The sequence below is a fragment of the Spartinivicinus marinus genome, assembly GCF_026309355.1.
Taxonomy (GTDB): domain Bacteria; phylum Pseudomonadota; class Gammaproteobacteria; order Pseudomonadales; family Zooshikellaceae; genus Spartinivicinus; species Spartinivicinus marinus.
Window position 1 is genome coordinate 4,545,906 of the sequence record NZ_JAPJZK010000001.1, and the last position, 24,363, is coordinate 4,570,268.

Consider the following 24,363-nt stretch of genomic DNA (forward strand, 5'->3'; position numbering starts at 1 on the left):
TAAAGGCTATCTATTTAGTAGTGTACTTAATAAAGTACACTATCCTGATTAACTATATACCCTTCATAAATAACTTTTAGAGGATGCCATTAATGATTTGGAAGAACTAACATGCAGTATAAGGATATTGCTGAGTTTGACACCATCACTGCCGATGAGTTTTATGAAAACTTCTTTCTAAAAAATACACCATGTGTAGTTCGCGAAGGGGTCACTCACTGGCAAGCAGTGAAAGTGTGGGAGGATGACAATTACTTATGCCAAATAGCGGGTAATCGCCAAGTGTTTCAGACCACTTCCGTACGCTCTGACCTAGGCTTTGATCATCAATCGCCAATCATTCAAGTACGCTTTGCAGACTTCTTAGACTCTTACCAAGAAAATCCCCGTCTTTATGTAAATGACTCCAACATGCCTTCTATTTTAGTACAAGACTTGGGCACTCACTCAATGTTGGAAGGATTTAAAAAAGTCGAGCCTAATGTAAAGCGAGTGGGAATGTTTATGGGGGCAGGGGAGCAGCTGGCACCACTCCATTATGATGATGAAGAAAATATTTACATATTGATTAATGGTCAAAAAGAGTTTTTATTATTTGATATTGCTGACTTCAATAGCTTGTATCCTTATGATGATACAAAAGCACCTGATTTTTCTGCAGTCAATCTAGATAATATTGACTACGATCAGTTTCCTGCATTAAAAACAATAACATGTTATCGAGTAAAGCTTAACGCAGGGGATATGTTATTTGTTCCAGGGTATTGGTGGCATGCAGTCAAAGCCCTTGGACGTTCCATTGCATTATCATGGGTACGGTTGGATCGACGGGGGCAGTTCATGGCATTTGCAAAGCTTGCTCGTAATAATGTGTTTCCTATGGATAAAAGTCGTTTGGAAAATATATTGGATAACCCAACTGAAACGATTGTTAACACAAGGGCTGAACTAGGTACTGACTCTATTTTAGAACATAATTTGTTTGAGACCTATCTTAGACTAAGCTTTTTGTACTTTCATGCTAGCCAACATAACGAAGATGTCACTCCAATAGAACGAGAATTTAAGCGCTTACGCCAAACTGTATTTAATACTTTACGTGAAAATAAAAATAACTATAGTTATCCTGTTTTGTTTTTAATGCAAAACTTTTTCCGTATAAATCTTGGTTTATTCAATTTAAATGAAGCTAACTAAAATACCTATTGCAGTAGATGAAGTAAATGATATTTTGCCTGCAGAATTTAAAAGCTGTTATGTAGATAGACATCGACCATTGATTATTCGTGGAGGTGTGAAACACTGGTCAGCCATGCAATGGAGCAGTGATGAATATTTGCTGAAAATAGCAGGTGATCAGAGAGTAAAAGTAGATGTTTTTCCTTTGTCTGAACAGGGGGAAATATTATTAGAATCTGGTAATGAGGCAGTAATGTCAATTAAAGACTTTACTATAAAATTTTTTCAAGAAACCCACGGTTACTATATTTTAGATCAAAATCTACCTCCACCGCTTTACCAAGACCTAAATGAGCACTGTGTTTCCTCAGTATTTCCTGTTGAAAGGCGACGGACATTTTGGTGGGGAAAAAGTGGTCAAAGATCCTTCCTGCACTATGACGATAATGAAAACTTGATGTGTCAGTTTGATGGAGAAAAAGAGTTTTTATTATTCGATATTACAGATTTCAACTATTTATACCCAAAAGATACAATAGATTATCGCTCTTTAGTGAACTTGGAACAGTACGAGCTAAGCCAATTTCCGTATTTGGCAAAAGCTACTCCTTATGTAGCGCGTATTAGAGCAGGAGACATACTCTATGTGCCTTGTTATTGGTGGCATCAAGTGAAGTCTTATGGCCGTAATATCGCTGTTTCTTACATTATTAATGAGTCTATGGAGCAGAGGGTACGAGTAACAGGTAGGTTAATTGAAGCAGGGATATTGCCAGTATCAGATTCAATTCGAGATGACCTTCTGAATATTATTGCACTGGATGAAACCCCTTCCCGACGAAATGCATTACTAAAGAAATATCATAGAGAATACCAGCAGCAACAAGGTAAATCCTACTATCCTCATAGTCTTTTCCATCGCTTAATTGAAGAAAATTTATTTGATATCCTTTATGGGCATGCTACTTACTGAGCTCACAATAGGGAGTTATATTTGTGCTAAGAGTCAGTGAATTAAATATTAAGGGAAGTAAGCTGAAACCTATCGATAGTATTAAAAATATTTCAGTGAGTGCATTTAATCGAGATTATGTCGCTCAAAATCGCCCATTATTAATAAAAGGAGGTATTGCTTATTGGGATGCGCTGTCATTGTGGGATAATGAATACTTAAATAGAAATGCTGGTCATAATGTAGTAGATGTAGAGACATCCCGCGATCAATTTGAAGGAAATTTATTTGATGATGCAGAAAAAGTATGGATGCCCTTTTCCCGCTTTCTTGAGCGTTTAACATTATCAGAAGGGGAGACGGACTATTTTGTAGGGAGCTGGTTATTTCCTACGCTTGTTGCTGATGCACCAGATATTCCTACCTTTAAAGCATTCAGCATGCCTATAAAGCGTGGGATGATTATGTCCCGGGGTGGCAATAGAATAGCGTTGCATTATGACTGGTATCAAAATATGTTGTGCCAGGTGGCAGGATATAAACGCTTGGTGTTAATTGATGTTACCGATACTCCATTTCTCTATCCGCTCAATAGTCCTGTTAATTACTCACCTGTTAATATACAAAATGTTGATTGGAGTGCTTATCCAGAATTTTGTCATGCAACCCTTTTTCACGCTGATATAGAGCCTGGTGATGTGTTGTATATTCCTACGCTTTGGTGGCATGCAGTTGAAAGTGTTGATCGCAATATAATGATTTCCCAATCGTTTTATGATACTGATAGTGATTTGCTATTTATTCTGAAAAAAATGTTAGCACTTGGGCGTTTAAATCTTACAAAAAAACAGATGAACGATCTATGTACTGTGCTTGAAAGTGGCCTCAATGAAAAAGAAACAATACGTGCTGTTCGTCGTCAGGTCAATAGTCAGTCTTTAGATGACGTAAAAAGACTGTTTGCTCATCGTCAGTTGATGTTTAAAAAATAAAAATTGTATGTTTGAAGTATATTGATAAAATGAAAAATTATAAAAGTAATATAGAAACTATCGTTAGTAGCAAAGGTTTAGATATTCTCAATTGTCTGTATGGTGGACATGAAATCTGTCATATTGATATGCCGGTGAAAGCAGATATTGTTACTCAACAATATCTTTTTCCTCGCCGACCTGTCATTGTGAGGGGAATAACGACGCAATGGCCTGCGCTAGAAAAATGGAGTGTTGAATGGTTTGAAAAATACTTTGGAAATATTTTTACAAATGTATTTTCTAATGGCAATGAGGGAGAAGCTAGGCAAATGCGGCTTAAACATTTATTTAGCCGGATGACTAGTGGTGAAACTTTATATTCCAGTCTTTATGTAAGGGAAATGTTGCCTTTAATTAGTCAAGATTATCCTATAGAAAACAGTTTCTTGGGCGATCCACAATTCAACTGGTTGCTTGATTTGCCAAAAACGATCCATGGTGAGATGAATGTAATATTCATTGGTAACAAAGGCACAGGCATTAAAAACCATCAAGACAGTATGGGAACCCATCTGTGGTCGACGCAAGTATGTGGGCGTAAACGTTGGTTGATCAGCCCTCCTGAAATGACGCCTTATTTGGCTGAAGGGAAAGCAAATTGGTTAGAAAGAGAACAGTCTATAGAAAAATATCCTGAGTTTGCTGAAGCTGCCTGTTTAGATTTTGTGCTAGAAGCAGGAGAAATTTTATTTTTACCTGTGGGTTGGTGGCATCAAACAACACTTTTGGAAGATTCTATTTCCATTACGCAAGATATTGTTAATGAGTCTAATATTGATCATTTTGAGTATGAGCTAGAGCGCAGCTATGGAGTAGATCCAAAAATTGCAAGCTTTCATAAAGCGAGTATAAACTTTCGATCTAAGTGGCAGCAGCAATCACCTAAGCGGATTACCACACCGATTGAACGTGTGAGTGGATATATTTGCTTTGACCAACTGCTGGAAAATTATCTTATCCCTCATAAGCCTGTCGTATTACAGGGATATATTGATGAGTGGCCAGCGTTGTCAAAATGGAATGTGGAATACTTTAAGAAGCATTATGGCAGTGTATTTATTCAATTTTTTCAAAGCCGTGATGATCAAAACAAGCATATACGATTAAAAAAATTTTTTGAAACACCATTTGATGCACCTCATTATGCTATGTGGTGCTTAGATGACTTTATGAGTTTACTTAGGGAAGATTTTAAACCCTTGTCACTGTTAGATAATAACGAAAAAGACTGGACATTTGATTTACCTGAAAAAGAGCGTAATGCACTTACATGGATATTTATGGGACTAAAAGGTTCTGGTATTGCGAATCATAGTGATCGTTTGGGGCAGCATGTTTGTTCAGCACAAATTTTTGGTCGTAAACGTTGGTTGCTACACCCACCTGAGGATAGCCCGTGGTTGCATTACGATGATAACAGCATTGATTTGGTTAATCCAGATTATGTAAATTACCCTCTTTACAGAAACGCTTCACCAGTAATTGATTTTGTGTTGGAGCCAGGTGAAGTACTTATTTTGCCTGATGGCTGGTGGCATCAAACTGTAGTGTTAGAGGACTCTATTTCCTTAAGTCATGATTTTTTTAATGCTTCAAATATTGACTCATTTATGAAACGTTTGCGTGAAAGGAAAGGAGATAACTATGTAAAATCAGTAGCAATGCAACCAATACTAAATAAATGGAAAGCTTATAAAAATAAGTCTATGTTCAAGGAAGAAGGATCAGATTGAGCTTGATTGTCTGGATAACGAAGAATCATATTATTCAAATCTTTGAACCCAAATGCGAACAAGGCTGCACAGGGGTACTAAGCTGATAGCCTGGTCTCAACCGGAATTGAATCATTTGTTAGCCACATGATAAATGGACTTTTATTTTGTTTATTTACTCTATCATGAACCAGTGCTAATACAGTTTGCATATTTATAGTTCCCTCTGTTCTGAGATTACGTTATACAAGTAATTTTTATCAATGCCTTCTTAGCATTTACCTTCGGTTACTTTGGCTTGACCACTATAAGTACTTGACTTAATTACTACAGTAACCTGAATAGGTCAAAAAATCCTTTAATTGTACTGTCGTGCAGAAATTGCTTACTTTTATTGGATGTTTTGAGTTTCTTATTGATAATAAGTTGGTTATAGGTATGATAGACGACTGTTTGAAAAAAGGGTTAGTAGGTAAAGTCAGTACTTGATTAAGCGGAAGGACTTGAAAAGTCAAATGAAAAAAGCTCCAATACAGCTTGCAGATCGTCCTGAAAACCCTGATTTATATTGGGATTTATCAGCACTACATAATAAGAAAAAAGCAATTAGTTTTTTTAAGCATGTTTCTACAGCCTTTTGTGTTTATAGCCCTTCCGTTGCAAAGTTATATAGCAATTTTGAAGTGATACTGTCGAATATGGATCGAAGTGGCCTGATCGTATTACCTAACCCTTATGCGTTTCATGATACATTTAACCGAGTCAGTGAAGTTTCCATTAAACAAACAGGTATTTCGTTATTTCCTGGTGAGGCGATTAATAGGGGAGGGTTTATCGTCAGCATTCCTGTAGGCAAGCAACGTAGAAATCATCATTTAGAGCTAGAAGTTGCAGTGGGGTTTCTCGATAGGCTATATAAAAAGCGCTATGGCACGCCATTTCTGCCGGTACTGGTAAATGGTGACTTAAAAGAATTTAAGTCACAAACGCCTTATTTACATTTACATCGATTTGACCCAACATCACTCACGGAATTTAGCGAGTTTGAACGCAATGATATCTGCAGTACGATTAGAGATCGATTTTCAGATATTATGGTTAACAGTGCTTATACTCCTCGCAAATGATTTTTAGGCTTTGTTACCGTCGCTAAGCACCAAGGATGGTGTGAATGCAGTTTTTATGCATGGTGGTATGGATACCACTCATTAGAGCAATGCAGGAGCAATTGTCGAGGAGCAATAAACTGTCTTCACCCCAGTCATTTAGTTTATCTAAACTTCTGGGGCTTCATCTCTCGGTAGCCTCGCCTAAATAACCCTTCGCTGTGGGTATATACCACTTTATGTTTACACCTAAAAATGATTCATGCCTAAAAATGATTCATGCTAGAGGTGTCCTTTTATACACCACTTGTCTTATCATGGCTTTAGCTATTTTATTGCTTCATTATGGTAGGAAAATAGTTTTTCTATCAAAGCAGGGTCATCAAAATAACGCTCACCAATAAACGCAGTGGCATGATGTCCCCATTGGCGCATTGTACCTGCAGAGGGTACCCCTGATGGCCAAAACAGCCATCGCTCTGGTCGTTCAGTGCCTTTGATAAACCCTGTGTTGTCAAATAGGTTTTTTCGTTGTTGAGGGCCAATCATTAAGCTACGTAAATTGTCGTATGGTTTGAGCTGGTATGTATGCATCGCTGATACAGGGAAGTGACCTACCCCAAGCACCCAGTGATCAATACTATTAACTGCGACAACAGCGGGCTGTAACGTAGCTGGCGACAGTTTGTGTTTAATTTCAGGAATGGTATTAGCTGGATTTTGAATAATCAAAGGTGGCTCTAGTTGGCCAGAGGTTGGTTTAGCAACTAATCGATCTGATACTGGCATGAATGTGTGATAACAGCCGCAGGAATGGATAGTGTCGTATAATAGAGGTGTTCCATCTGTATCAAGTGTTACCCGCCAAATTACTCCATCAATGTTACCTGCTAAAATATCAAACCAGTGATTTGCTGGGCGCTCAGAAAACCAAATAAAATAATTGAGTTGCAGTAAATGCCGTCCTTGTAAAGTGGCGTAAGATGGACGCCAGTAAACAGTAGCTTTTGCTGGGCTGATATACCACTGGTTATTTTGCCATACTGGAGTTCCTGGTAAGTCAAAGCGACCTTGCTGTTGAATGGCCCAATGGGGAGCTAAAGATTGAGCAACTTGCTCCAGCTGTATAGTAGGTAGTTGTGGCAACGTTAAAGGATGCTGTTTGCTTGCTTTTGTGAGCCATTGCTTCAACTGTTTGGGTAGGATCGTTTGATGAGTCTTTTTGTTACGTTGATTGGGTAAAGCACCAGTGAAGCTTGTTGCTGGACTATAAACTTGCATTGTCCCAGTTAATGGCTGGTTAAACTGTTGATGTACATCTTCATGCCACTTTTTTATTCCTGGTACCAAAAAATATTGAGTAATGGGATATATTCCTGCTACTTGAGCCCATTGTTGATACTCATTGGGTGGTGCCATTTGCTTTAATTGAGTGAAAAGGTGCTGATTATTCAGAAGCTGCTGGGTTTGTTTAGCAAGGCAGCTATTTGCATATTGATGCCAAGGGTGGTTGGTTTGCCCTGTTAAATTAGCAATTTCTACTTGCCATTTGTCTTGATTAACCGTGGTCAGTTCATTAAGCCAGGCCTGCTGCTGAGTAGGTGTCTTTATGTGGGGTGCAAGGCTTAATAGAAAGCGGTTGATGCCTAAATATGTTGTGCCTGGAACTGGGTGCAACTGTGCATCCTGAACATTAGCTTGAATAACTTGCTGATGAAGAAGGGCTAAGCCTGCCTCACAAGTTAAGCCAGCCAACTGAATATCAGCCAATGGTTTCACTGGCTGAGGCTTAATAGCTGCACAGCTAGTGAGAATTAATAAGGTAACCAGAAAAAAAACACGACACCACATTACAGGGCACCTCTAATATTGCATTGTTAGGGCACTATACCTGAAAGATTAACGGGCGTTTGTTATTTCCATCAACCGTTATCAGCCAATAACCAATAATGGATTAATGGCCAACCTGCTTTTTCTGCCGTCTCACCAAAGCTGATTAACCCATCTTCATGGCCTAGCATGCTAATAATGCCCTGGGTTTGTACCTGTTTATCCTTAATTATGCTGGCAATTGCTGTTGCCATTGCAGGGGTGCCATAAGCCAAACTAGCAGGTAAGCAAGGTATAGCAAGCTGTTGGCTGAGCTGCCAAATAGTTGGGCAATGAACATGAAAGACAAAATTGATGTGAGGTAGGGTTTGGTAGATGACAGCATGACTTAGTGCTTCAGAAGAAGGGGCAGCTAACCCTTCTGCTGTCAGCTGATTTTGCGTAGGACAGGCGTTAGTCACCAAAGCATAATCCGCAGAGCGGAGATGAGCTAAAGCCCCAGTTTGGGTACCAGTAATCAGAAAGCAGTTTGGATTATGAGCTGGAGTGAAAGCTGTTAAACGCTGACTGAGGTTGCCAAAGCCGTAACCTTGATACCGGCCTGGTATTTGATAACCCCTTCGGCAGTCTGGTCGCTCATCCTATATCCTTCTTGCAAAATAATAAGCAATATTGCCAGACTGCGCTCAACTCGTCATTTACATAACGAGTAGATAATGCTTTATTCCATCCAAAGTTTAATGATAATAAAAACGGCCATACGGTTCTAACTGGGTAATCTGGTCATGCATTAGGCCTTCCATTAACAGAGCAAAATCTTCTTTGTGTAAATGAATCAATACCTCATGGTCGCCACCTTCTAAATAAACATCGTCCAATGCCAGTAGCTTGTCATCTACAATGGTGTCCATGTGATAAGCCTGACCAACAGGGGGAATAGCACCTAGCTCACAGTCACGAAAACTGGCTTGTAATTCGCTTTCTTTGGCTAGATGAAAGGCATGTTCAAGCATTTCATTAATTATCTTTACTTGTAGTTTTGACTTGGCAGGAACGACAGCCATAACATAATGCTGAAGCTGATTTTTCAGAATAACGGGTTTAGCAATTTGCATAGGTGAAACATGAGCAAGTAAAGCGGTTTGGTAAGATGTTGCAGACGAAGGATGCCACTTCATCTCATAGCGAATATGACGAGAGGCAAAGTACTGTCTTAAGGTTTCTGACATAGCCATGGCTTAACTCCCTGATTAAGGAACAAACCGCATTGGTAATCTCTTTCATTATTATAGCTTAGCGGCTTGCTGTAGCTTGCTTGAAGTTTATTGCTGTGATGAAAAAAAAATCAATAATAAAAAAGCTTCAATAATGTAAGCGATCGAGCCTACCTCAATAAGCCTTAACTTTCTTAGGGTTGGCTTATAAGAAAAGCTTCCATAACCCGTTGTTAATATTGCCTGATGAATGTGGTTATGCAACGAAGATTGCAGCCGAAAAATAAAACCAATAAAAGCGAAACAAGCTATACTGTTGTACAGAACTATGTGTGTAGAGCTATGTGTGCAGAACGATGCCTGTCAACAGGCGGTTCAGCTTCATTGGGCTACCAGTAAAATGACTGTGGTTTTGATGGACGCTTCAGTCTATGAGGTAAAAAGCTTTAGGCTAAGTGGTAATTGGCAGTAAAAAGGCAACTCAAATGGCTCATGCCATATCAGATAATACCCCTTTAAATGATGCTGAAAGCACATCAACTAATGCCCTTGATATAGAGAAAGAGCTGGGTTATTGGCTTGATAATAGCAAACCAAAAACCGAGCCCAACGTTAAGGAGCGCCTGGAATGTTTTGCTAAAACAGGCCATAGTATGGCGGGGTTTCAACTGCAATCAGCTAATTTAGTTGATGTTGATCTGGTGAACAGAGGATCTAAAACAGGCCATAACCTTTCAGATGCAGATTTTTACCGGGCCAATCTTACCCATGCGCATATGTTTAAAATTAATTTACGTGGTGCATCGTTAATGAAGGCTAAATTGGTTAGCGCAAACTTGCATTGTGCTGATTTAGAAAATTGCAACTTGCTAGGGGCTGATTTTACCAATGCTAAGTTAGAAAATATTAATTGGGGTGATCACATACTGCAAGAGAACAAGGCAGTTCAAGCAGAGAAAGCTGGAGATAAAGATAAAGCGCATATGCTCTATCAAGAAGCAGAAGAAGTATATCGTAATGTACGTAAAGCTTGTGAAAATCAGGGGCTTTTTGAGAGTGCGGGCAAATTTTTTTACCGTGAAATGACCATGCGTAGAAGGCAGCTGCCAGTTTTTTCTCCCCACCGCGTACTTTCTAAAACCGTTGATTTATTTTGTGGCTATGGTGAAAAACCATTAAGAGTGGTGGGTTTTTCTTTAACGCTGATAGCGTTATGTGCCTGTCTATATTTTTTGTTTGGCATTGAAGAGGACGGAGGCGTCACCGGGTTAAACACCAGTTTAGGTCTATGGGAAAACTTACGACAGTTTGGTGGTTGCCTTTACTTTAGTGTGGTGACGTTTACTACCTTGGGCTATGGCGATATCACGCCATTGGGGATGGCAAGACCCATTGCAGCTATTGAAGCATTCAGTGGTAGTTTTACCATGGCGCTTTTTGTGGTTGTTTTTGTGAAAAAAATGACCAGATAGCCTTACTTACCCTTATGAACTATCGAGCTGCTGCAGCATTTGGTAATTTTTGTTGTCAATAATACTGACATCGGTATTATTTAGGCGTTTCTATATATCCCGGATAGGTAAGAGTCAGGTAGTGAGCTCAAGAATTGTTCGCTTGTAACCCTTTTTGCTATTTGATTTCTTGTTGGTTGTTAGCTTTAGTTGCTTGCAAGTGTTTCTTGAATGTAACCTGACTCTATTTGGATTAGGGCACCCCTAAAAGGTACCCTTAAGCTGTTCTATGCTGGTCAATAGTTATACGACAGTTTTTTAAAACCAATTGCAGGATAAAAGTTGCAGGATCATGATAAAAATAGACAACCTGAGTAAGGCCTTTGGCAGCTTTAAAGCGGTTGATGGCATCTCATTTAATGTAGCCGCAGGTGAAGTGTTGGGCTTTCTTGGCCCCAATGGTGCGGGCAAATCGACCACTATGAAAATGATATGTGGTTTTTTAACACCCACTGCTGGCAGTGTGTCAGTTTGTGGACATGATGTGGTAAAAGAGCCTTTAAAAGCTAAAGAGCTGATTGGCTACCTACCTGAAGGCGCGCCTGCATATGCGGACATGACTCCATTACAGTACTTAAATTTTATTGCTGAGGTAAGAGGGTATAAAGGGGGAGTAAAGGCCGCTCGCGTGCAAGCTGTCGTAGAACAACTGGCACTGAAGTCTGTGGTGAATCGACGTATAGAAGAATTATCGAAAGGCTTCAAACGTCGGGTAGGCATTGCTCAAGCCATTTTACACGACCCCAAGGTGTTAATTCTAGATGAACCAACAGACGGTTTGGACCCTAATCAAAAGCATCAGGTGCGTAACCTAATAAAAAACCTGTCTAAAGACAAAATCGTTATTATTTCTACTCATATCCTTGAAGAAGTCAGTGCGGTATGTAATCGCGCTATTATTATTTCCCAAGGGAAATTAGTGGCTGATGAAAAGCCAGCAGAGCTAGAAGCGCGCTCTCGCTATCATCATGCTGTGACTTTACAATTACAACAAGGTGAAGATGTATTGAATGCTCTCAAACAGCTGGATCTAGTGGAAGATGTAGAAGTCAGCCCAGAAAGTGATCGCTGTTTTATCTTAATCCCTAAATCGGGTGAAGATGTATTCCCTGCGGTTAATAATCTGATTAAAGAAAAAGGCTGGGTGGTTGAACAACTCTTTGTCGAGCGTGGCCGACTAGATGATGTATTTAGAAATGTGACCACTAGCAAACAGGCAGAGGAGGTTGCCTGATGGGTAAAATAAATATTATTTTAAAACGCGAGCTGAGTAGTTACTTTGCTACGCCATTGGCTTATGTGTTTATTGTTATCTTTTTAATGTTGACCAGTGTATTTACCTTTTATTTGGGTAACTTCTTTGAGCGTCGTCAGGCCGACTTATTACCTTTTTTTGACTTTCATCCCTGGTTGTATTTATTTTTAATTCCTGCAATAGCCATGCGGTTATGGGCAGAAGAGCGTAAGTCAGGAACACTGGAGTTACTACTAACATTACCTATTAATTTACGTGATGCTGTTATAGGGAAGTTCCTGGCTGCTTGGCTATTTACTGGCATAGCGTTACTATTCACTTTTCCTGTTTGGATGACAGTGAATTATTTGGGTAACCCTGACAATGGTATTATCGTTGCCAGTTATTTAGGTAGCTGGTTAATGGCAGGTTCTTTTTTAGCGATTGGTTCATGTATGTCGGCGGTTACCAATAATCAGGTAATTGCTTTCATTTTAACTGTTGTTGTATGTTTTCTGTTTGTGGTTGCAGGTTCTCCTATGGTGCTGGACTTTGCTCATAAACTTCCTCAGACAATAGTGGATACTATAGCTTCATTTAGCTTTCTAACTCACTTTAATGCAATTAAAAAAGGCGTGTTAGATATTCGTGATCTAGTTTTCTTTTTTGTTATGATTGCTGCCTGGTTAATCGCAACAGCAGTCGTTATTGATATGAAGAAAGCTAATTAAAGAGGTGGCAAATGACTAAGCGATTATTCTCTAGTGCTGGCCTCATTGTGTTGGCTGCCGTTGTTTTAATCGGGGTAATGCTGGTAAACAGTTTATTTAAAAACTTACGGGTAGATTTAACCGAAGATAATTTATATACCTTATCGGATGGTACCCGTAATATGCTGACTAATCTGCAAGAGCCAGTGACTCTGACATTTTATTTTACCAATAAAGCCAGTGAGGATTTACCTTTTTGGCGCACTTATGCTAAGCGAGTAAGAGAATTACTGGAAGAGTATGAAGAGTTGGCCAATGGTAAACTAACATTGAATGTGATTGACCCAGAGCCGTTTTCAGAAGAGGAAGATCAGGCATCTGAGGCTGGCTTGCAAGCGGTTCCGGTGAATTTAGGAGGAACTGAATTATATTTTGGGTTAGTAGCTAAAGGTCAGGCTAAAGAAAGTGCTGAAGAAAGCATTACTTTTTTTCAGCCAGATAGAGAAAACTTTTTAGAATATGACATTAGCAAAGTTATTTTTGCTGCCAGCCAAACGAAAAAGCCTAAAGTAGCACTTGTTGCTGGGTTACAGGTTGATGGTGGTTACAATATGGCTACTCGTCAACCCACTGACCCATGGATGGCGGTGAGCCAACTCGATCAATTATTTGAAGTTGAGCGGTTGGAAGATGATACCGTTGAGATCAGTGATGATTTTGATTTGCTAGTGGTGATTCATCCTAAAGAATTAAGTGATGATATGCAGTTCGCTATTGATCAGTACGTGCTGCGGGGAGGCAATACGTTAATTTTTGTTGATCCATTAGCTGGCCAGGATACGGGCGGTGGCATGATGATGGCAATGGGGCCAAAAAGCTCTAACCTTGAAAAATTATTTAAGGCTTGGGGTGTCACAATGGACTCAAAAAAAGTGGTAGCTGATAGTGGTTATGCTTTATCCATTAGTCAGGGTTCAGGTAAGCGTCCTGTTCGTCATTTAGGTATTTTAGGTCTGAAGCAACAGGCATTTAATACAGAAGAAGTCGTCATGGTAGAGCTGGAGCAAATTAATATGGCAACAGCGGGAGCTATTAAAGCCATTGAGGGCGCTTCCACCAAAATGATGCCGCTGATACAGTCAAGTACTGAAGCCATGCTAATGGATGCCAGTAAACTTGCCATGATGTCAGACCCTAAAAAATTATACGACGACTTTAAGCCTACTGGTGAACGTTACGCATTGGCTGCTCGTATTCAAGGGCCTGCTAAAACTGCTTTTCCTGATGGTCGCCCAGAGAAAAAAGCTGAACCAGCCGATGAAAAATCAGCACCAGCAGCCACTACTGAAAGTCCACTAGATAATAGTGAGTCAGCAGATACTGAAGCAGTCATGGAAGAAACAGGTGAAGAAGATACTGTTGAGCAAACACCACCACCGGTAGGTTCTGAACAGGTTAAACCAGAAAGTACTGAAGCTGCTGAGGTGATAGATGAAGAAAATACAACAACAGTAGAGAATGCTGCTGCAAGTTCAGTGACTGCTGAAGCGTCTGAACAAGAAGAACCGAAAAAGCCGTTGCTTGCTCCTGTGAGTGAGTCAAAGCAGGATATAAATGTTGTTGTTGTAGCAGATACGGACATGCTGGCAGACATGCTTTGGGTGAGTGTGAGGACATTTTTCGGACAACGAATAGCGCAGCCTTTTGCTAATAATGGAGCATTTTTTATCAATGCTGTTGACAATATGGTGGGTAATGCTGACCTAATCAGTATTCGTAGCCGTGGTCAGTTTTCACGACCTTTTACTGTTGTTGATGAAATTGAAAGGAAAGCAGAAGATAAGTTCCGTGTTAAAGAGCAAGAGCTGTTGCAAAAGCTAAATGAAACAGAATCAAAACTAGCTGAGTTACAACAGCAAAAACAAGGGGATGATAAATTATCCCTAAGCCCAGAGCAGCAGAAAGAAATTGAACAGTTCCAGAAAGATAAACTGGCCATTCGCAAGGAATTACGTGATGTTCAGCATAAGCTGGGGCAAGATATTGAAGCTTTAGGTGAAAATATTAAGTTACTTAATATTTTTCTATTACCTTTATTGTTAACAATATTATTAGTTATCTCACGAACGGTTGTTAATAAACGACAATATGCAATGGCTTGATGATTGCTGCTAGTACATAAAAAAACCCGGCTCTGCCGGGTTTTTTGTGAATGGTTTACTTGGGTGGATTATAAATCCCTCATTATTTTATCGTAACTACCATTTGCTCTTAATTTTGCAAGCCCAGAATTAAAATTATGGAGTAATACACGTGCTCTTTGGGGATCAATTTTCTTGGAAATGACCACGCAGATAGGAGTATTTTGTAAAGGCTTTTGGTGAAAAGTGACTCTAGCTGCTTTGGGTTCGCCTATTTTATATTTTAATAAATATATGCCTACCAATTTTTCTAATGGGATTAAATCAGCCCTACCAGCTAATAACATGTTTAACTTCTGTTCGTCACTATTCGAGTAGATGACATTAATTAACTCTTCTTTTGCTGCTTGATCAAAATCCTCTCCATAAGTATATTGTTTGGTAGCAATAGTGCGTAAATATTTTATATCTTCTAAAGTAGACCAGTTAAATTTAAATGATTTAAGGTGAAAAAAAACTTTTGTTGCGAAAATAACGGGGTCACTAAATAAAAAGTCTTTTTTTCTTTCTGGGGTAGGGGCCCAGGCTAGGGATCCATCAAGCTGACCGTTTGCAGCTAAAAAATAGCTTCTCTTCCATGGGTAGTACTTAATTTTCACACTATAGCCCATGATTTCAAACGATTTGACTGCTACTTGAGTGAAAACCCCTTCCCCTTTTATATCTATAGATGTATAGGGAGGCCATTCACCTGATGATAACGTGACGGTTTTTTGATTAGGTTGTTGGGTCGAACTTTGCTCTGCAATGCATACAAAAGGTAAATGAAAAGCTAGTATGAGCAGAGCAAGATGTTCACTTATTTTAGGCATGTATCACTAATTATTATCTAACTTTAGTAAATCCCTTTAAACAAGTCATCTAAATATTGGTCATATGTTTTGGTTTCTTTCAGCTTTTTTAATCCTTCATTAAATTTCATAAGCAAATCTTCAGCATTTTTTCTTTTTTTAGAAATAATTAAATGGCCAGTAGTTGATCTCAAGGCCTTAGAGTGTATGGCTAAGGTTTCTTTTGCAACCGGTAACTCTGTTGATATAAGGCGCCATCCTGTAATCTCATCCATTGGAAAAATATCAACTTTGCCGGCTGCCAACTTTTTAAAATTGTTGATATCAGTCGCTATAATGCTTGCTTTTAATGTTTTATTTTCAACTAAGTCCCAGAGTGCTTGGGTATAAGTATAGCCTCTAGTCAAACCAAATTTTAAGTCCTTTAAATCACTCAGACTATTCCAATTGGGTATAGTTGTTTTCTTCAAATGAAATAACACTTCTCTGTGCTCAGACAAGGTGTCACTAAATAAGTATTCCTGCTCGCGTTCTTTATTGGCAAATGAAAAAGATACACCATCAAATTTATCATGTCCTTCAATTAAAGCCCGTTTCCAAGGGCGGTATTTAAACTCAACGTTGAAACCATTGACTTCAAATGCAGCTTTGATAACACGGTTAACAAAGCCATTATGCTTGGCTTTTGAGCTTGTAAAAGGCTCATACTCTGTTGTGGCAATGGTTATTTTTTCTGCGCTGAGTACATGGGTTGGCATTAATAATGCCGATAGTAATAATGCCGATAGTGTTAAAAGTGCAGTAAGCGTGGTTAATTTAACGAATAAAATTTTCATTGTTACTTCCACTATAAAAACGAATGACCTATTAATGCTCTAATAACTCAGGTTAGTTCTATAGAGCATTGATTGCTAGTCAAATGTACAAACTCTACCCTTTGTTCTTATTGAAGCATTACTAAAGTAATAAATGCTCTAAATTAACTACTGACATATAATAAATTGATCTATACTAAGGTATAGTAAACAAGTGAATAATCATCATTACTTTATCCAGTATAATAATCGATCATTAATCATTTTTAGGTTTAAAAAATAAAGTGGTATATATTCATAGTGAAGGATTATTTATACCCCTAGGGCACAAGGGCGAGCTCACTGAGCGATGAAGCTCCAGGAGTTTAGATAAACTACATTCACATCATTCTTGGTGCTTTAGCAATGGTAGCTAATCTAAAAATCATTCAGGAAGAGTATAAATGAGTAGTTATGATGCAGTATTACATATTGTGCTGACACTGAAATTTAATGGTGAAAACTATATAAGACTCATTGGTCTAATTTTTGTATTTTTAATTTCAGTAAAAAGCCATGCTGAAGAAACAGTTACTTTATCGAATGGCGAGTGGCCACCATTTATGGGTGAAAATATTAAGCACTACGGTATTGCTTCTTATATAGTAAAAGAAGCATTCGCGATTGAGAGTATTGAAGTGAAGTATGAGTTTTATCCATGGAAGAGAGGTTATACTTTAGCCAAAGATGGAGAAGTTGATGGCTCTGTAGTTTGGTCATGGTCAAAAGAGCGTGAGAAAAGCTTTTATTATAGTGACCCTGTATTATATACATCTGAAGTTTTCTTTCATCTTAAGTCATTTGAATTATCCTGGAAAAAAATGGAAGACTTAATAGGTATTAATATTGGAGCAACCATTGGGTACTACTATGGAGAAGAGTTTAAAAAAGCAGAGGAGTCAAAAACAATCAAAGTATTCCGTGTTAAAACAGATATTCAAAATATCAATAAGTTACTCGCGAGAAGAGTGGATGTGATTGCTCTTGAAAAGCATGTTGGGATATGGTTGTTGTCTAAGCATTTTGCAAAACTTAAGAGAAGAATTACTTTTCATCAAAAACCTATAAATAAAAGAACTCATCACTTGATTTTGTCTAGAGTAATTGACAGAAATTCAAAATTAATGAAAATGTTTAATAGTGGTTTGAATAAATTAAAAGAAATGGGAGGGTACCATAATATCATGAATGGAGGTGACATGAATTAATTGAAATCCAGGAAGGCATTTATAAAAAATATTCGCAATGGATATACTAAATGCCTGTTTGACTGTGATTGTTAAATGTCCTATTTTTGTAATGATGTCTTATGAGATGCTAAGTAAGAATGAGTGATCTGCTGGTTTTTTTAGGAATTTTGTTGATAGTTTTGACTATATGGGAAATTAGAAGCGATACTACTGATCCTTCTATGCTTTTTGATTATATTAATCCGTTGGATTATTTTGATATCACCCGCGATAAACATCCCATCATGTTTTGGAGTATCATTAGCTTTCAGCTTGTTATAGGCTTCAGTTTGATTGTTTATGGTTTAGCAGCAGGTTGGTCATAACAAAATATAAATACTCATATACTAATTATTGCAATGCTGGGAGTGGTGTACCATGAAATTATCAATTGTAGTGTTATTAGTCGTTATACTGGCAGTATTTTTTTTTATATCGAGAAGCTCTGACGAGTTCGATATTAAAATTGATTCTAATAATGAGTATGTAATAGAAAATAGCGATTTTAATTTTCGTTACCAACTCGCTGATAGCTATTTAAGCATGGAGGGGGTAGGAATATTTTTACAATATATTGAAAACCCTGTTGAGTATGGAGGAACATTGATTAGGCTAATGTATCTTGACAATTCAGCTGCACAAATTCATGCAGATAAATATGGAGTGACTGGTGGATGTCCAGCTCCTTTCCTTAATAAATATGGAAAAGAAAAGTGGATATATGCCTCTAGCATACCATTGAAAGATCAAATTTTAGAATTGGATTTGCCAAACTATAATCATCCACAAACTTGGCAAAAAATATCAATTCGAGGGAAATGTATTCAAAGTCAAATAAGTGGCAAAGATAAAGGTGATGGAGCTCCTTTAATGCTACCCGACTCTCATTTTAATAACTGCCGTTCTTTATTGGTAGATAATTTGGTTGTATACCCTTTTTATAATTAAATAATTATTTGTTAAGCTGAATATAAGACTGAAGTATTAGAGTTTTAACTATCAATAAGTGTTAGGGAAATCATACTAAAGTATAAAGCTGAGTAGTATGTTTCTAGTAGATTTAGGAAATGTTCTGCTTTACTTTCTGCTAGCACGTTCACTTTAGCGGCTGTTAACAAACCAGGTTATGTATCCCGTGATTGTTCAGGTGCTTTTGCCAAAGAATCGATTACAGTGACCTGGTTTGGTAGTGAAGTAACCAGTGCAATATCTTATCATAAATTGCCTAATAATGAGTGGTTAACTTATACATCAGGTAGTTTAAAAAAGACCTGGCGTGCCTATGCTGGTTTTGTAGCTGATCCTGGAAATTATAACTCCTATAATGGGGTGAAAGGCGTTCAAGGTTTGCATAAATGGAAATACGCAGCAGTAATGTGGTTACTAACTGTAATCTACTTACCTGGGGTGTTTCAAACTGGTAGTATACTCTTCGCGAGTAATTTTTAGGGTTTGTTGTCGTCGCTGACCACCATGGATGGTGGGAATGCAGTTTCAGCAGGAGCATTTAACAGCCTTCACCCTAATCATTTATAAAAACATAAACTCATAGGGGCAAGTCTGATATAGCAAGACTTGCGGTAGCTATCTTAATTTACATAAAAGTGCTACTGGAACTCATCACTCGACGGCCGCCCCTAAAAACCACTCGCTTTGACTATATACTCTTTATTATAGGTATAAAGTTGATGGATGCAGCCGATTGGCTGTATCCACTGCAGTTGTTGAGTAAAAAGTATGAATAAAATAAATGAATATGAATAAGCTGCTATTTATCCCCATCGTATTAGTGATTTTTGCTGTTATTCAGCTGGTATTTGTTGATGAAAAACCACTGAACCAGCCTATAGCTTTAGAAAATACTGCAGTTGAAATTGTGGCGAAGCAGAGTAAAGAGAATGATTCTCAGGCTGCTGTACAAGTTAAACCAAACAACCTCGTTGTTGACAAACCTACAATAATCCTTCCTGAGGGTGCGAAAATAGTGCAAGATCCAATGGCAGACTTTGTGTCAGAGCTTGGGTATCAGTCATCTGCAATTGAAAAGTTTACTCAATTTACAGGCAAAGACGTAATACTGTTAGAAGAGTTGCCAGCTGAAGAAAAGCGTAGTGTAAAGCAAGATATTGAAGAGATAGCACTGAATGGTTTTGCTAACGTGAGTAGTCGAAGTGCTGAACTGTTTTATGATGCAGAAAGCTATATTGCTACTGATGAAGTACCTGCGGAGCGGCTAAGTTTTCAATATGTAGATGTTAGCAATGAAATAGAAGCACTTGGATATGACTACATTGGTGTTATTTCACCCCATGAAGATGTTTATACTCAAGCGGCTTGGAACTCATTGATTCAAGTTTATAAAAAAGCAGATCATTTAATCAGTGTGGATCAAGGTAACCTGGGGCAGGGGGGGACAGCTTTTATCACAGAGGGTTATGATAATGTTTACCTGAACAAAGAGTACCCAGCCTCTTATCTAAAGAATCAATCGGAAGATGGCTTGGCATACTACAGTTTGTACTTTTCTTCAGGTAAATCTGTATATGAGTTGAAGTCATCAACTGCTAATAAAGAGGAGCTGGTAGCGCTAGCAGAGGAGATTCTTAGAAAAGATACAGATAAAAAGGAGTAGGGTATCTATGTAGCTCTCTTGACACTCATTGCTATAATGAAACTCTACTTAATAAATTTCGGTATTACTGATGTTAGAAAAAACCTTTCTGGATGAGCTGTCAAAATTAAAAGGAAAAGAATGTTGGGGAATAGTCGGTGGTGCAGGAACTGGATCTATAATTAGCTTAAATATTGGGGAAAAGTACTTAAGGAATAACCCACTAAAGAACACCTTTTTATCTGATCTTGTTAGAAGGTATGAATCAGAGTATGGCTTCATGCTTCACTGTCCTTGGCGTATAGACCATGATAATTATGTACTGTGCGGAAGCTACCATTCAAATGAGTTAGATGGTCCTTATCAGGAAGTTTTTAGTCAAGTAATAGGTAATAAAATTACCAATATTATTTGCGAGCCTCCGGCTTTTGATCTTAAGTTGTGCTTTGAAAACTTAGTTTCAATCAATATATATTGTACTAATACTGGCATAGATTATGACGAATGTTATTCCTTTAAATCACCTATTGGTTGGTTTGAAGTGGGGTATAATGGTAGGTTATCATTTGAGGAGTTTGATAAATTGCCCCACTAAAAATGGGGCGTGTTCCTTTTACTTTTCTGCAAGACGACTGTTGTCTAGTTTGCTATCGTTTGACCTCAAATAAGCGACATACTGTATTCCACAATAGCTCACAAATAGTAGGGCTAATGTGATGATAACTAGACCTATGATTTGAAAGGTTTGGGCAAAATCCACGGCTTTAACCAATGGCTCGGTGAGTAGTGGTGATAAAAATTGGCCGATAAAAAAGCAGCTACTAATGCCGCCGATGATTTTTCCTTTAGAGTGAGGTGGTATTGATGACATTAGCCAAACCATTAAATTAGGACGTATTAGTCCTAGGCCAATACCACTTAAAATTAATCCATAGTAAGCGCCTGCATAGCTTTCCATGATACTTAATAGTAGAAAACCTCCGCCAAATAATAGTAACCCCAGTCCATGTAGCTGTGCAAACGAGAGATAGCGTTTGACTTTTTGATAGCCCATTGAAACGGTTGACATCGTGAGTAACATGGTTGCAATGGCGATACCGGTTTGTGTGTTTGATACAGGCTCAATTGCTGCAAGGTAAAATGGAAAATGGGTAGGAACCATGTATAACACAAGTACTTCAGCCACAGCGAGAAAGAAACACAATATAATAAACCCTTTTGCTACAGAAGTGGTGTTATCTTGAGAAGGTAGGGATGAAGAGTTTGATGGATTTGTGTTTCCTGTGGTATTGGGCTCATACAAATAAATGATAATGGCGGGTAATATACAAAATGCAGTTAAATAGATTAAAAAAGGCGTAGTCCAATTGACATCGGCTAAAAACCCCCCTAGCAATAAAAATAACACACCTCCATAACCACCGAATGCAGCTTGTAAACCCATAAACTTATTCAGCTGTGTTGCTGCAAAATAGTCGCTGGCTAGGGTTGTGCAGCTAGTCATGATGCCTGCAACGGCAATACCTAATAAAGCACGCCCTGCTAATATTGCATATAGTGAGTCGGTGAAGATGTAGCTAGATGTGCCTGCTAACCCGTACAAAGCAACAGATAAGATAATGACTGGTTTTTTCTTCCAATGATCTAATAGCCATCCCACTAAAGGTGCAAAAATAGCAATAAAAATAGCCGGAATGGTTAGCACCAGTTTGACTAAAAACTCGGCATTTTCCATGTGTTGAAAATGCATTTGCATGTCTGGCAGTGCAGGCGCAATGGTTGCGCCAGACATTACAGTCATGGTACAGGTTAGTAATAAAGTAATATTTCTTAAGCGATTGTTGTTAGTGGAAGAAGACATACATTATTCCATAATGGAGCATTCGTTTTGATTATATGAACACATGATTCAATTAGTGGGTTATATGCCTGTTCAGTTGTATAGGCTGTATGAATAGCTAACAGTTGAAGTGTTAATAAACCCTGTTCATAAATTATCCAAAAAATATGTAGCAGCTAATAAATGATAATGGTTCTTAATTGCGTTTTGTGAGTCTACAGGAGTTGTGGAATGTGCACAAGCTGTCAGTGGTCCATGCGTAAAGTTGTTACCTTATATCGCGCATGGGCCACTAGATAAGACACCGTGGTCTTGGCATATGGGGGTGAAATTATATTTGAGTTCCTACAAGTTAGTTATATATTATCTGATTATTTGTAGTTTGTTAGCTATAAATGTACTTACATATTCAAGCCAGTCACTTAATGTGATGTTGTTAACTGAAGGTTGGAAGTAGCAACTGAAAGACAATAAATCTGCTTCATTAAACTCACCAGCTTCTGCCAGCCTAGTTAAGCTTTTTAGCTCACTAAGTGCTAGTTTTCTATCTTCTATATTACCACAAGAGCAATACTCCTCTATTGCTTCATCTAGTGATGTATATTCATCCAACCAATCTTGATGAAAGTATGCAGATAAAAACGACCTAACATAAGGGAAATCAGTAGCATTTATCATAACGTTGGAAACCCTGTTTGTTTTCTATAACCTTCTGTAAATCAAAGGGTTTGTTGTAATTACTGTTTGTCTGAAACCCACCTCAAGTATTTTTACTTGAGGTGTAAAATATTATCTGGGATTCCAGCTCATTCTGTATTTGCAGTAATCACAACCACATATTGTTTCTAGTATACCTACATCCCTATCTTCGATGACTTGCACATTGCCATTACATTTTGGGCATAAAACAGTTGAATCTCCTGAAACCCGATACTCTTCGATAGCTGCAAATATTTATTCAAGTTGAGGGTGCTTTTCAAGCATAGCCTTGGGTATTTTCTCAGCCATGTTAATAGCCTCCTCTTTCTTTAATTATTCTGATATCTCGCATCATTTCTTAAGCTTGGATTTCAGCATTTTTTCGAACATCTATCAAAGCTTGTTCTCTAGAAGCGCGGATCGAATTCTTGTCTGAAGCAACATCATTAACTGCTGTTGTATTATTAAATACTACTTCCATACTTCGTGATGCGCTAGTTTGGCCTACATCGGTTGCACTTTCAGCCCCCTAATCCGATTTTTTGTAATTGCATCGATTAGATCAAGAATTTAATTACTTCATCTCCGCCCACTCTGAAATGGCAACGTTAGGCAATTCAGGGAATTCCCTTCTTTCCCATGACCAAGTCTCATCTTTGCTCAAGCACCTTGCAGTCTCTGAAAGAGTAAGCAAACAACCTTCTCCATTTTCGATAATACAAGTAGCTGCCATTTCACTCAACACTGCAGCAATTGACTTAATAAAATTCCGTGCATCATCTGCATCCCTGTAATAAAGAGTTATACATGAGTGACAGTTTAATAATAGGTCTTTATACCCATCGCTCGGGTTTTCCCATTCACTAAGTTCTTCAATTATCCCTCTAGCATTATCTGTGTACTCCATTTCTAGAATGGATTTTCCTTCACCTCTACGAGCCAATAACTCATAATTTACTTCTATATCATTTGGAATATTTATCATTTTTAATGCAAGGCCTTCAACAAGAGGTTGTATAACCTGATCCTTGTTTAAGCCTTTCGGTAGAAAAAATGTTAATTCTTTTGCTGACATAAGTACTCTATAATTAATGATTCGTGACAGGTATACACCACTGGTTGGCACTTTAATTTTCCTGCTAATTTATTAGAAATAATTTTAGTATAACCTAGTTTATTATTCTAATAAAGCAGCGAAACCATATAAAGGTTAATCTATTTCAATTAATTCCTCTTCACCTCTAATAATTTTTCCTGACTGAAAAAACAACTTACCATTTTTGATCTTATAGAACTCAAACTCGTTATCTCCATCATCGTTGACTATCTCACTTACTAATTCGCCACTTGCATTTTGAACGATTGTGGCTAGTTTATAGAAATATTTAATAACGTTAAGTGATGTGTCTCGGCCAGAATAGTTAAACTCTAAGAACTTATGGTCAAAGTCAACCTCAAAATTATATTCATCAGTTAAAGAGGATATCTCAGAAAGTTGTGATTCACTTAAGTTATCGAATGTTAAGTAGGATGAATATTCTTTCATGTCTTTAATCTATCAAATTTATTTGAAATGTAACATTTTGCCGTTTGGCAAAATCCAGTATGTATTGACTAGGTCCATCGCAAGCAGTTAAAGCTAAACATATGATAAGT

At 38.0% G+C, this 24,363-nt stretch carries 23 protein-coding genes; 14 read left to right on the forward strand and 9 right to left on the reverse strand.

The window, feature by feature from the left end:
• Window positions 1-111 precede the first annotated feature (111 nt).
• From OQE68_RS20355 to OQE68_RS20375, 5 genes are all read left to right on the forward strand, one after another.
• Window positions 112-1,197, forward strand: a complete 1,086-nt coding sequence (locus OQE68_RS20355; protein WP_180569238.1) for a cupin-like domain-containing protein — start codon at window positions 112-114, stop codon at window positions 1,195-1,197.
• Window positions 1,184-2,152, forward strand: coding sequence for a cupin-like domain-containing protein (locus OQE68_RS20360; protein ID WP_180569239.1), 969 nt, complete (start codon window positions 1,184-1,186; stop codon window positions 2,150-2,152). Before OQE68_RS20355 ends, OQE68_RS20360 begins: the two co-directional genes overlap by 14 nt.
• A gap of 23 nt (window positions 2,153-2,175) precedes the next feature.
• Window positions 2,176-3,123 (forward strand): cupin-like domain-containing protein, encoded by a 948-nt coding sequence (locus OQE68_RS20365; RefSeq protein ID WP_180569240.1) that lies wholly within the window; start codon window positions 2,176-2,178, stop codon window positions 3,121-3,123.
• 29 nt (window positions 3,124-3,152) lie between these two features.
• A complete protein-coding gene (locus OQE68_RS20370; RefSeq protein ID WP_180569241.1) occupies window positions 3,153-4,898 on the forward strand; it encodes a cupin-like domain-containing protein in 1,746 nt (581 codons plus the stop codon).
• Window positions 4,899-5,392: 494 nt separating this feature from the next.
• The gene (locus tag OQE68_RS20375; protein ID WP_180569242.1) at window positions 5,393-6,004 is read left to right on the forward strand and encodes a hypothetical protein; all 612 of its coding nucleotides are present in this window, start codon (window positions 5,393-5,395) and stop codon (window positions 6,002-6,004) included.
• A gap of 306 nt (window positions 6,005-6,310) precedes the next feature.
• Here the strand turns inward: OQE68_RS20375 and OQE68_RS20380 are convergent, their stop codons facing one another.
• From OQE68_RS20380 to OQE68_RS20390, 3 genes are all read right to left on the reverse strand, one after another.
• Complete coding sequence (locus OQE68_RS20380) at window positions 6,311-7,834, reverse strand: hypothetical protein (protein ID WP_180569243.1); 1,524 nt, start codon at window positions 7,832-7,834, stop codon at window positions 6,311-6,313.
• A gap of 71 nt (window positions 7,835-7,905) precedes the next feature.
• A complete protein-coding gene (locus OQE68_RS20385; protein ID WP_180569270.1) occupies window positions 7,906-8,421 on the reverse strand; it encodes a class II aldolase/adducin family protein in 516 nt (171 codons plus the stop codon).
• 129 nt (window positions 8,422-8,550) lie between these two features.
• Window positions 8,551-9,048 (reverse strand): aminoacyl-tRNA deacylase, encoded by a 498-nt coding sequence (locus OQE68_RS20390; RefSeq protein ID WP_180569244.1) that lies wholly within the window; start codon window positions 9,046-9,048, stop codon window positions 8,551-8,553.
• A 464-nt stretch (window positions 9,049-9,512) separates the two neighbouring features.
• Between OQE68_RS20390 and OQE68_RS20395 the strand changes: the two genes are divergently transcribed.
• From OQE68_RS20395 to OQE68_RS20410, 4 genes are all read left to right on the forward strand, one after another.
• Window positions 9,513-10,499: a pentapeptide repeat-containing protein gene (locus OQE68_RS20395; protein WP_180569245.1), complete on the forward strand. Its 987-nt coding sequence runs from the start codon at window positions 9,513-9,515 to the stop codon at window positions 10,497-10,499.
• Between the two features lie 331 nt (window positions 10,500-10,830).
• Window positions 10,831-11,772, forward strand: coding sequence for an ABC transporter ATP-binding protein (locus OQE68_RS20400; protein WP_180569246.1), 942 nt, complete (start codon window positions 10,831-10,833; stop codon window positions 11,770-11,772).
• Window positions 11,772-12,503, forward strand: a complete 732-nt coding sequence (locus OQE68_RS20405) for an ABC transporter permease subunit (RefSeq protein ID WP_180569247.1) — start codon at window positions 11,772-11,774, stop codon at window positions 12,501-12,503. Before OQE68_RS20400 ends, OQE68_RS20405 begins: the two co-directional genes overlap by 1 nt.
• Window positions 12,504-12,514: 11 nt before the next feature.
• Window positions 12,515-14,644: a GldG family protein gene (locus OQE68_RS20410; protein ID WP_180569248.1), complete on the forward strand. Its 2,130-nt coding sequence runs from the start codon at window positions 12,515-12,517 to the stop codon at window positions 14,642-14,644.
• A gap of 68 nt (window positions 14,645-14,712) precedes the next feature.
• On the opposite strand, the gene OQE68_RS20415 is transcribed toward OQE68_RS20410, so the two are convergent.
• Window positions 14,713-15,495 carry a substrate-binding periplasmic protein gene (locus OQE68_RS20415; protein ID WP_180569249.1) on the reverse strand — a complete coding sequence of 261 codons (783 nt, stop codon included), beginning with the start codon at window positions 15,493-15,495 and terminating at the stop codon, window positions 14,713-14,715.
• Window positions 15,496-15,518: 23 nt separating this feature from the next.
• A complete protein-coding gene (locus OQE68_RS20420) occupies window positions 15,519-16,310 on the reverse strand; it encodes a substrate-binding periplasmic protein (protein WP_180569250.1) in 792 nt (263 codons plus the stop codon).
• Window positions 16,311-16,732: 422 nt separating this feature from the next.
• On the opposite strand from OQE68_RS20420, the gene OQE68_RS20425 reads away from it, so the two are divergent.
• The 5 genes from OQE68_RS20425 (at window position 16,733) to OQE68_RS20445 (ending at window position 20,763) form a co-directional block, all read left to right on the forward strand.
• Window positions 16,733-17,536 (forward strand): substrate-binding periplasmic protein, encoded by an 804-nt coding sequence (locus OQE68_RS20425; protein WP_180569251.1) that lies wholly within the window; start codon window positions 16,733-16,735, stop codon window positions 17,534-17,536.
• A 119-nt stretch (window positions 17,537-17,655) separates the two neighbouring features.
• The gene (locus tag OQE68_RS20430; protein WP_180569252.1) at window positions 17,656-17,883 is read left to right on the forward strand and encodes a hypothetical protein; all 228 of its coding nucleotides are present in this window, start codon (window positions 17,656-17,658) and stop codon (window positions 17,881-17,883) included.
• A 52-nt stretch (window positions 17,884-17,935) separates the two neighbouring features.
• Window positions 17,936-18,505: a hypothetical protein gene (locus OQE68_RS20435; protein ID WP_180569253.1), complete on the forward strand. Its 570-nt coding sequence runs from the start codon at window positions 17,936-17,938 to the stop codon at window positions 18,503-18,505.
• An 808-nt stretch (window positions 18,506-19,313) separates the two neighbouring features.
• Window positions 19,314-20,189 (forward strand): hypothetical protein, encoded by an 876-nt coding sequence (locus OQE68_RS20440; RefSeq protein ID WP_266195785.1) that lies wholly within the window; start codon window positions 19,314-19,316, stop codon window positions 20,187-20,189.
• Window positions 20,190-20,259: 70 nt separating this feature from the next.
• Window positions 20,260-20,763: a hypothetical protein gene (locus OQE68_RS20445; protein ID WP_180569255.1), complete on the forward strand. Its 504-nt coding sequence runs from the start codon at window positions 20,260-20,262 to the stop codon at window positions 20,761-20,763.
• A gap of 18 nt (window positions 20,764-20,781) precedes the next feature.
• Here the strand turns inward: OQE68_RS20445 and OQE68_RS20450 are convergent, their stop codons facing one another.
• The 4 genes from OQE68_RS20450 to OQE68_RS20465 form a co-directional block, all read right to left on the reverse strand.
• Complete coding sequence (locus OQE68_RS20450; protein WP_180569256.1) at window positions 20,782-22,029, reverse strand: MFS transporter; 1,248 nt, start codon at window positions 22,027-22,029, stop codon at window positions 20,782-20,784.
• A gap of 342 nt (window positions 22,030-22,371) precedes the next feature.
• A complete protein-coding gene (locus OQE68_RS20455; protein WP_180569257.1) occupies window positions 22,372-22,686 on the reverse strand; it encodes a contact-dependent growth inhibition system immunity protein in 315 nt (104 codons plus the stop codon).
• A gap of 595 nt (window positions 22,687-23,281) precedes the next feature.
• Complete coding sequence (locus OQE68_RS20460; RefSeq protein ID WP_180569258.1) at window positions 23,282-23,782, reverse strand: hypothetical protein; 501 nt, start codon at window positions 23,780-23,782, stop codon at window positions 23,282-23,284.
• Between the two features lie 135 nt (window positions 23,783-23,917).
• Window positions 23,918-24,253 carry a hypothetical protein gene (locus OQE68_RS20465; protein WP_180569259.1) on the reverse strand — a complete coding sequence of 112 codons (336 nt, stop codon included), beginning with the start codon at window positions 24,251-24,253 and terminating at the stop codon, window positions 23,918-23,920.
• Window positions 24,254-24,363: the final 110 nt, after the last annotated feature.

Excerpts from the sequence above, each read along its gene's own strand:
- OQE68_RS20390 (WP_180569244.1), bottom strand. The coding sequence starts at position 9,048 with ATGGCTATGTCAGAAACCTTAAGACAGTACTTTGCCTCTCGTCATATT.
- OQE68_RS20405 (WP_180569247.1), top strand. The coding sequence starts at position 11,772 with ATGGGTAAAATAAATATTATTTTAAAACGCGAGCTGAGTAGTTACTTT.
- OQE68_RS20435 (WP_180569253.1), top strand. The coding sequence starts at position 17,936 with ATGAAATTATCAATTGTAGTGTTATTAGTCGTTATACTGGCAGTATTT.
- OQE68_RS20370 (WP_180569241.1), top strand. The coding sequence starts at position 3,153 with ATGAAAAATTATAAAAGTAATATAGAAACTATCGTTAGTAGCAAAGGT.
- OQE68_RS20440 (WP_266195785.1), top strand. The coding sequence starts at position 19,314 with ATGAATAAGCTGCTATTTATCCCCATCGTATTAGTGATTTTTGCTGTT.
- OQE68_RS20360 (WP_180569239.1), top strand. The coding sequence starts at position 1,184 with ATGAAGCTAACTAAAATACCTATTGCAGTAGATGAAGTAAATGATATT.
- OQE68_RS20410 (WP_180569248.1), top strand. The coding sequence starts at position 12,515 with ATGACTAAGCGATTATTCTCTAGTGCTGGCCTCATTGTGTTGGCTGCC.
- OQE68_RS20450 (WP_180569256.1), bottom strand. The coding sequence starts at position 22,029 with ATGTCTTCTTCCACTAACAACAATCGCTTAAGAAATATTACTTTATTA.
- OQE68_RS20375 (WP_180569242.1), top strand. The coding sequence starts at position 5,393 with ATGAAAAAAGCTCCAATACAGCTTGCAGATCGTCCTGAAAACCCTGAT.
- OQE68_RS20380 (WP_180569243.1), bottom strand. The coding sequence starts at position 7,834 with ATGTGGTGTCGTGTTTTTTTTCTGGTTACCTTATTAATTCTCACTAGC.
- OQE68_RS20460 (WP_180569258.1), bottom strand. The coding sequence starts at position 23,782 with ATGTCAGCAAAAGAATTAACATTTTTTCTACCGAAAGGCTTAAACAAG.
- OQE68_RS20430 (WP_180569252.1), top strand. The coding sequence starts at position 17,656 with ATGAGTGATCTGCTGGTTTTTTTAGGAATTTTGTTGATAGTTTTGACT.
- OQE68_RS20420 (WP_180569250.1), bottom strand. The coding sequence starts at position 16,310 with ATGAAAATTTTATTCGTTAAATTAACCACGCTTACTGCACTTTTAACA.
- OQE68_RS20400 (WP_180569246.1), top strand. The coding sequence starts at position 10,831 with ATGATAAAAATAGACAACCTGAGTAAGGCCTTTGGCAGCTTTAAAGCG.
- OQE68_RS20465 (WP_180569259.1), bottom strand. The coding sequence starts at position 24,253 with ATGAAAGAATATTCATCCTACTTAACATTCGATAACTTAAGTGAATCA.
- OQE68_RS20455 (WP_180569257.1), bottom strand. The coding sequence starts at position 22,686 with ATGATAAATGCTACTGATTTCCCTTATGTTAGGTCGTTTTTATCTGCA.
- OQE68_RS20445 (WP_180569255.1), top strand. The coding sequence starts at position 20,260 with ATGTTAGAAAAAACCTTTCTGGATGAGCTGTCAAAATTAAAAGGAAAA.
- OQE68_RS20415 (WP_180569249.1), bottom strand. The coding sequence starts at position 15,495 with ATGCCTAAAATAAGTGAACATCTTGCTCTGCTCATACTAGCTTTTCAT.
- OQE68_RS20425 (WP_180569251.1), top strand. The coding sequence starts at position 16,733 with ATGAGTAGTTATGATGCAGTATTACATATTGTGCTGACACTGAAATTT.
- OQE68_RS20355 (WP_180569238.1), top strand. The coding sequence starts at position 112 with ATGCAGTATAAGGATATTGCTGAGTTTGACACCATCACTGCCGATGAG.
- OQE68_RS20395 (WP_180569245.1), top strand. The coding sequence starts at position 9,513 with ATGGCTCATGCCATATCAGATAATACCCCTTTAAATGATGCTGAAAGC.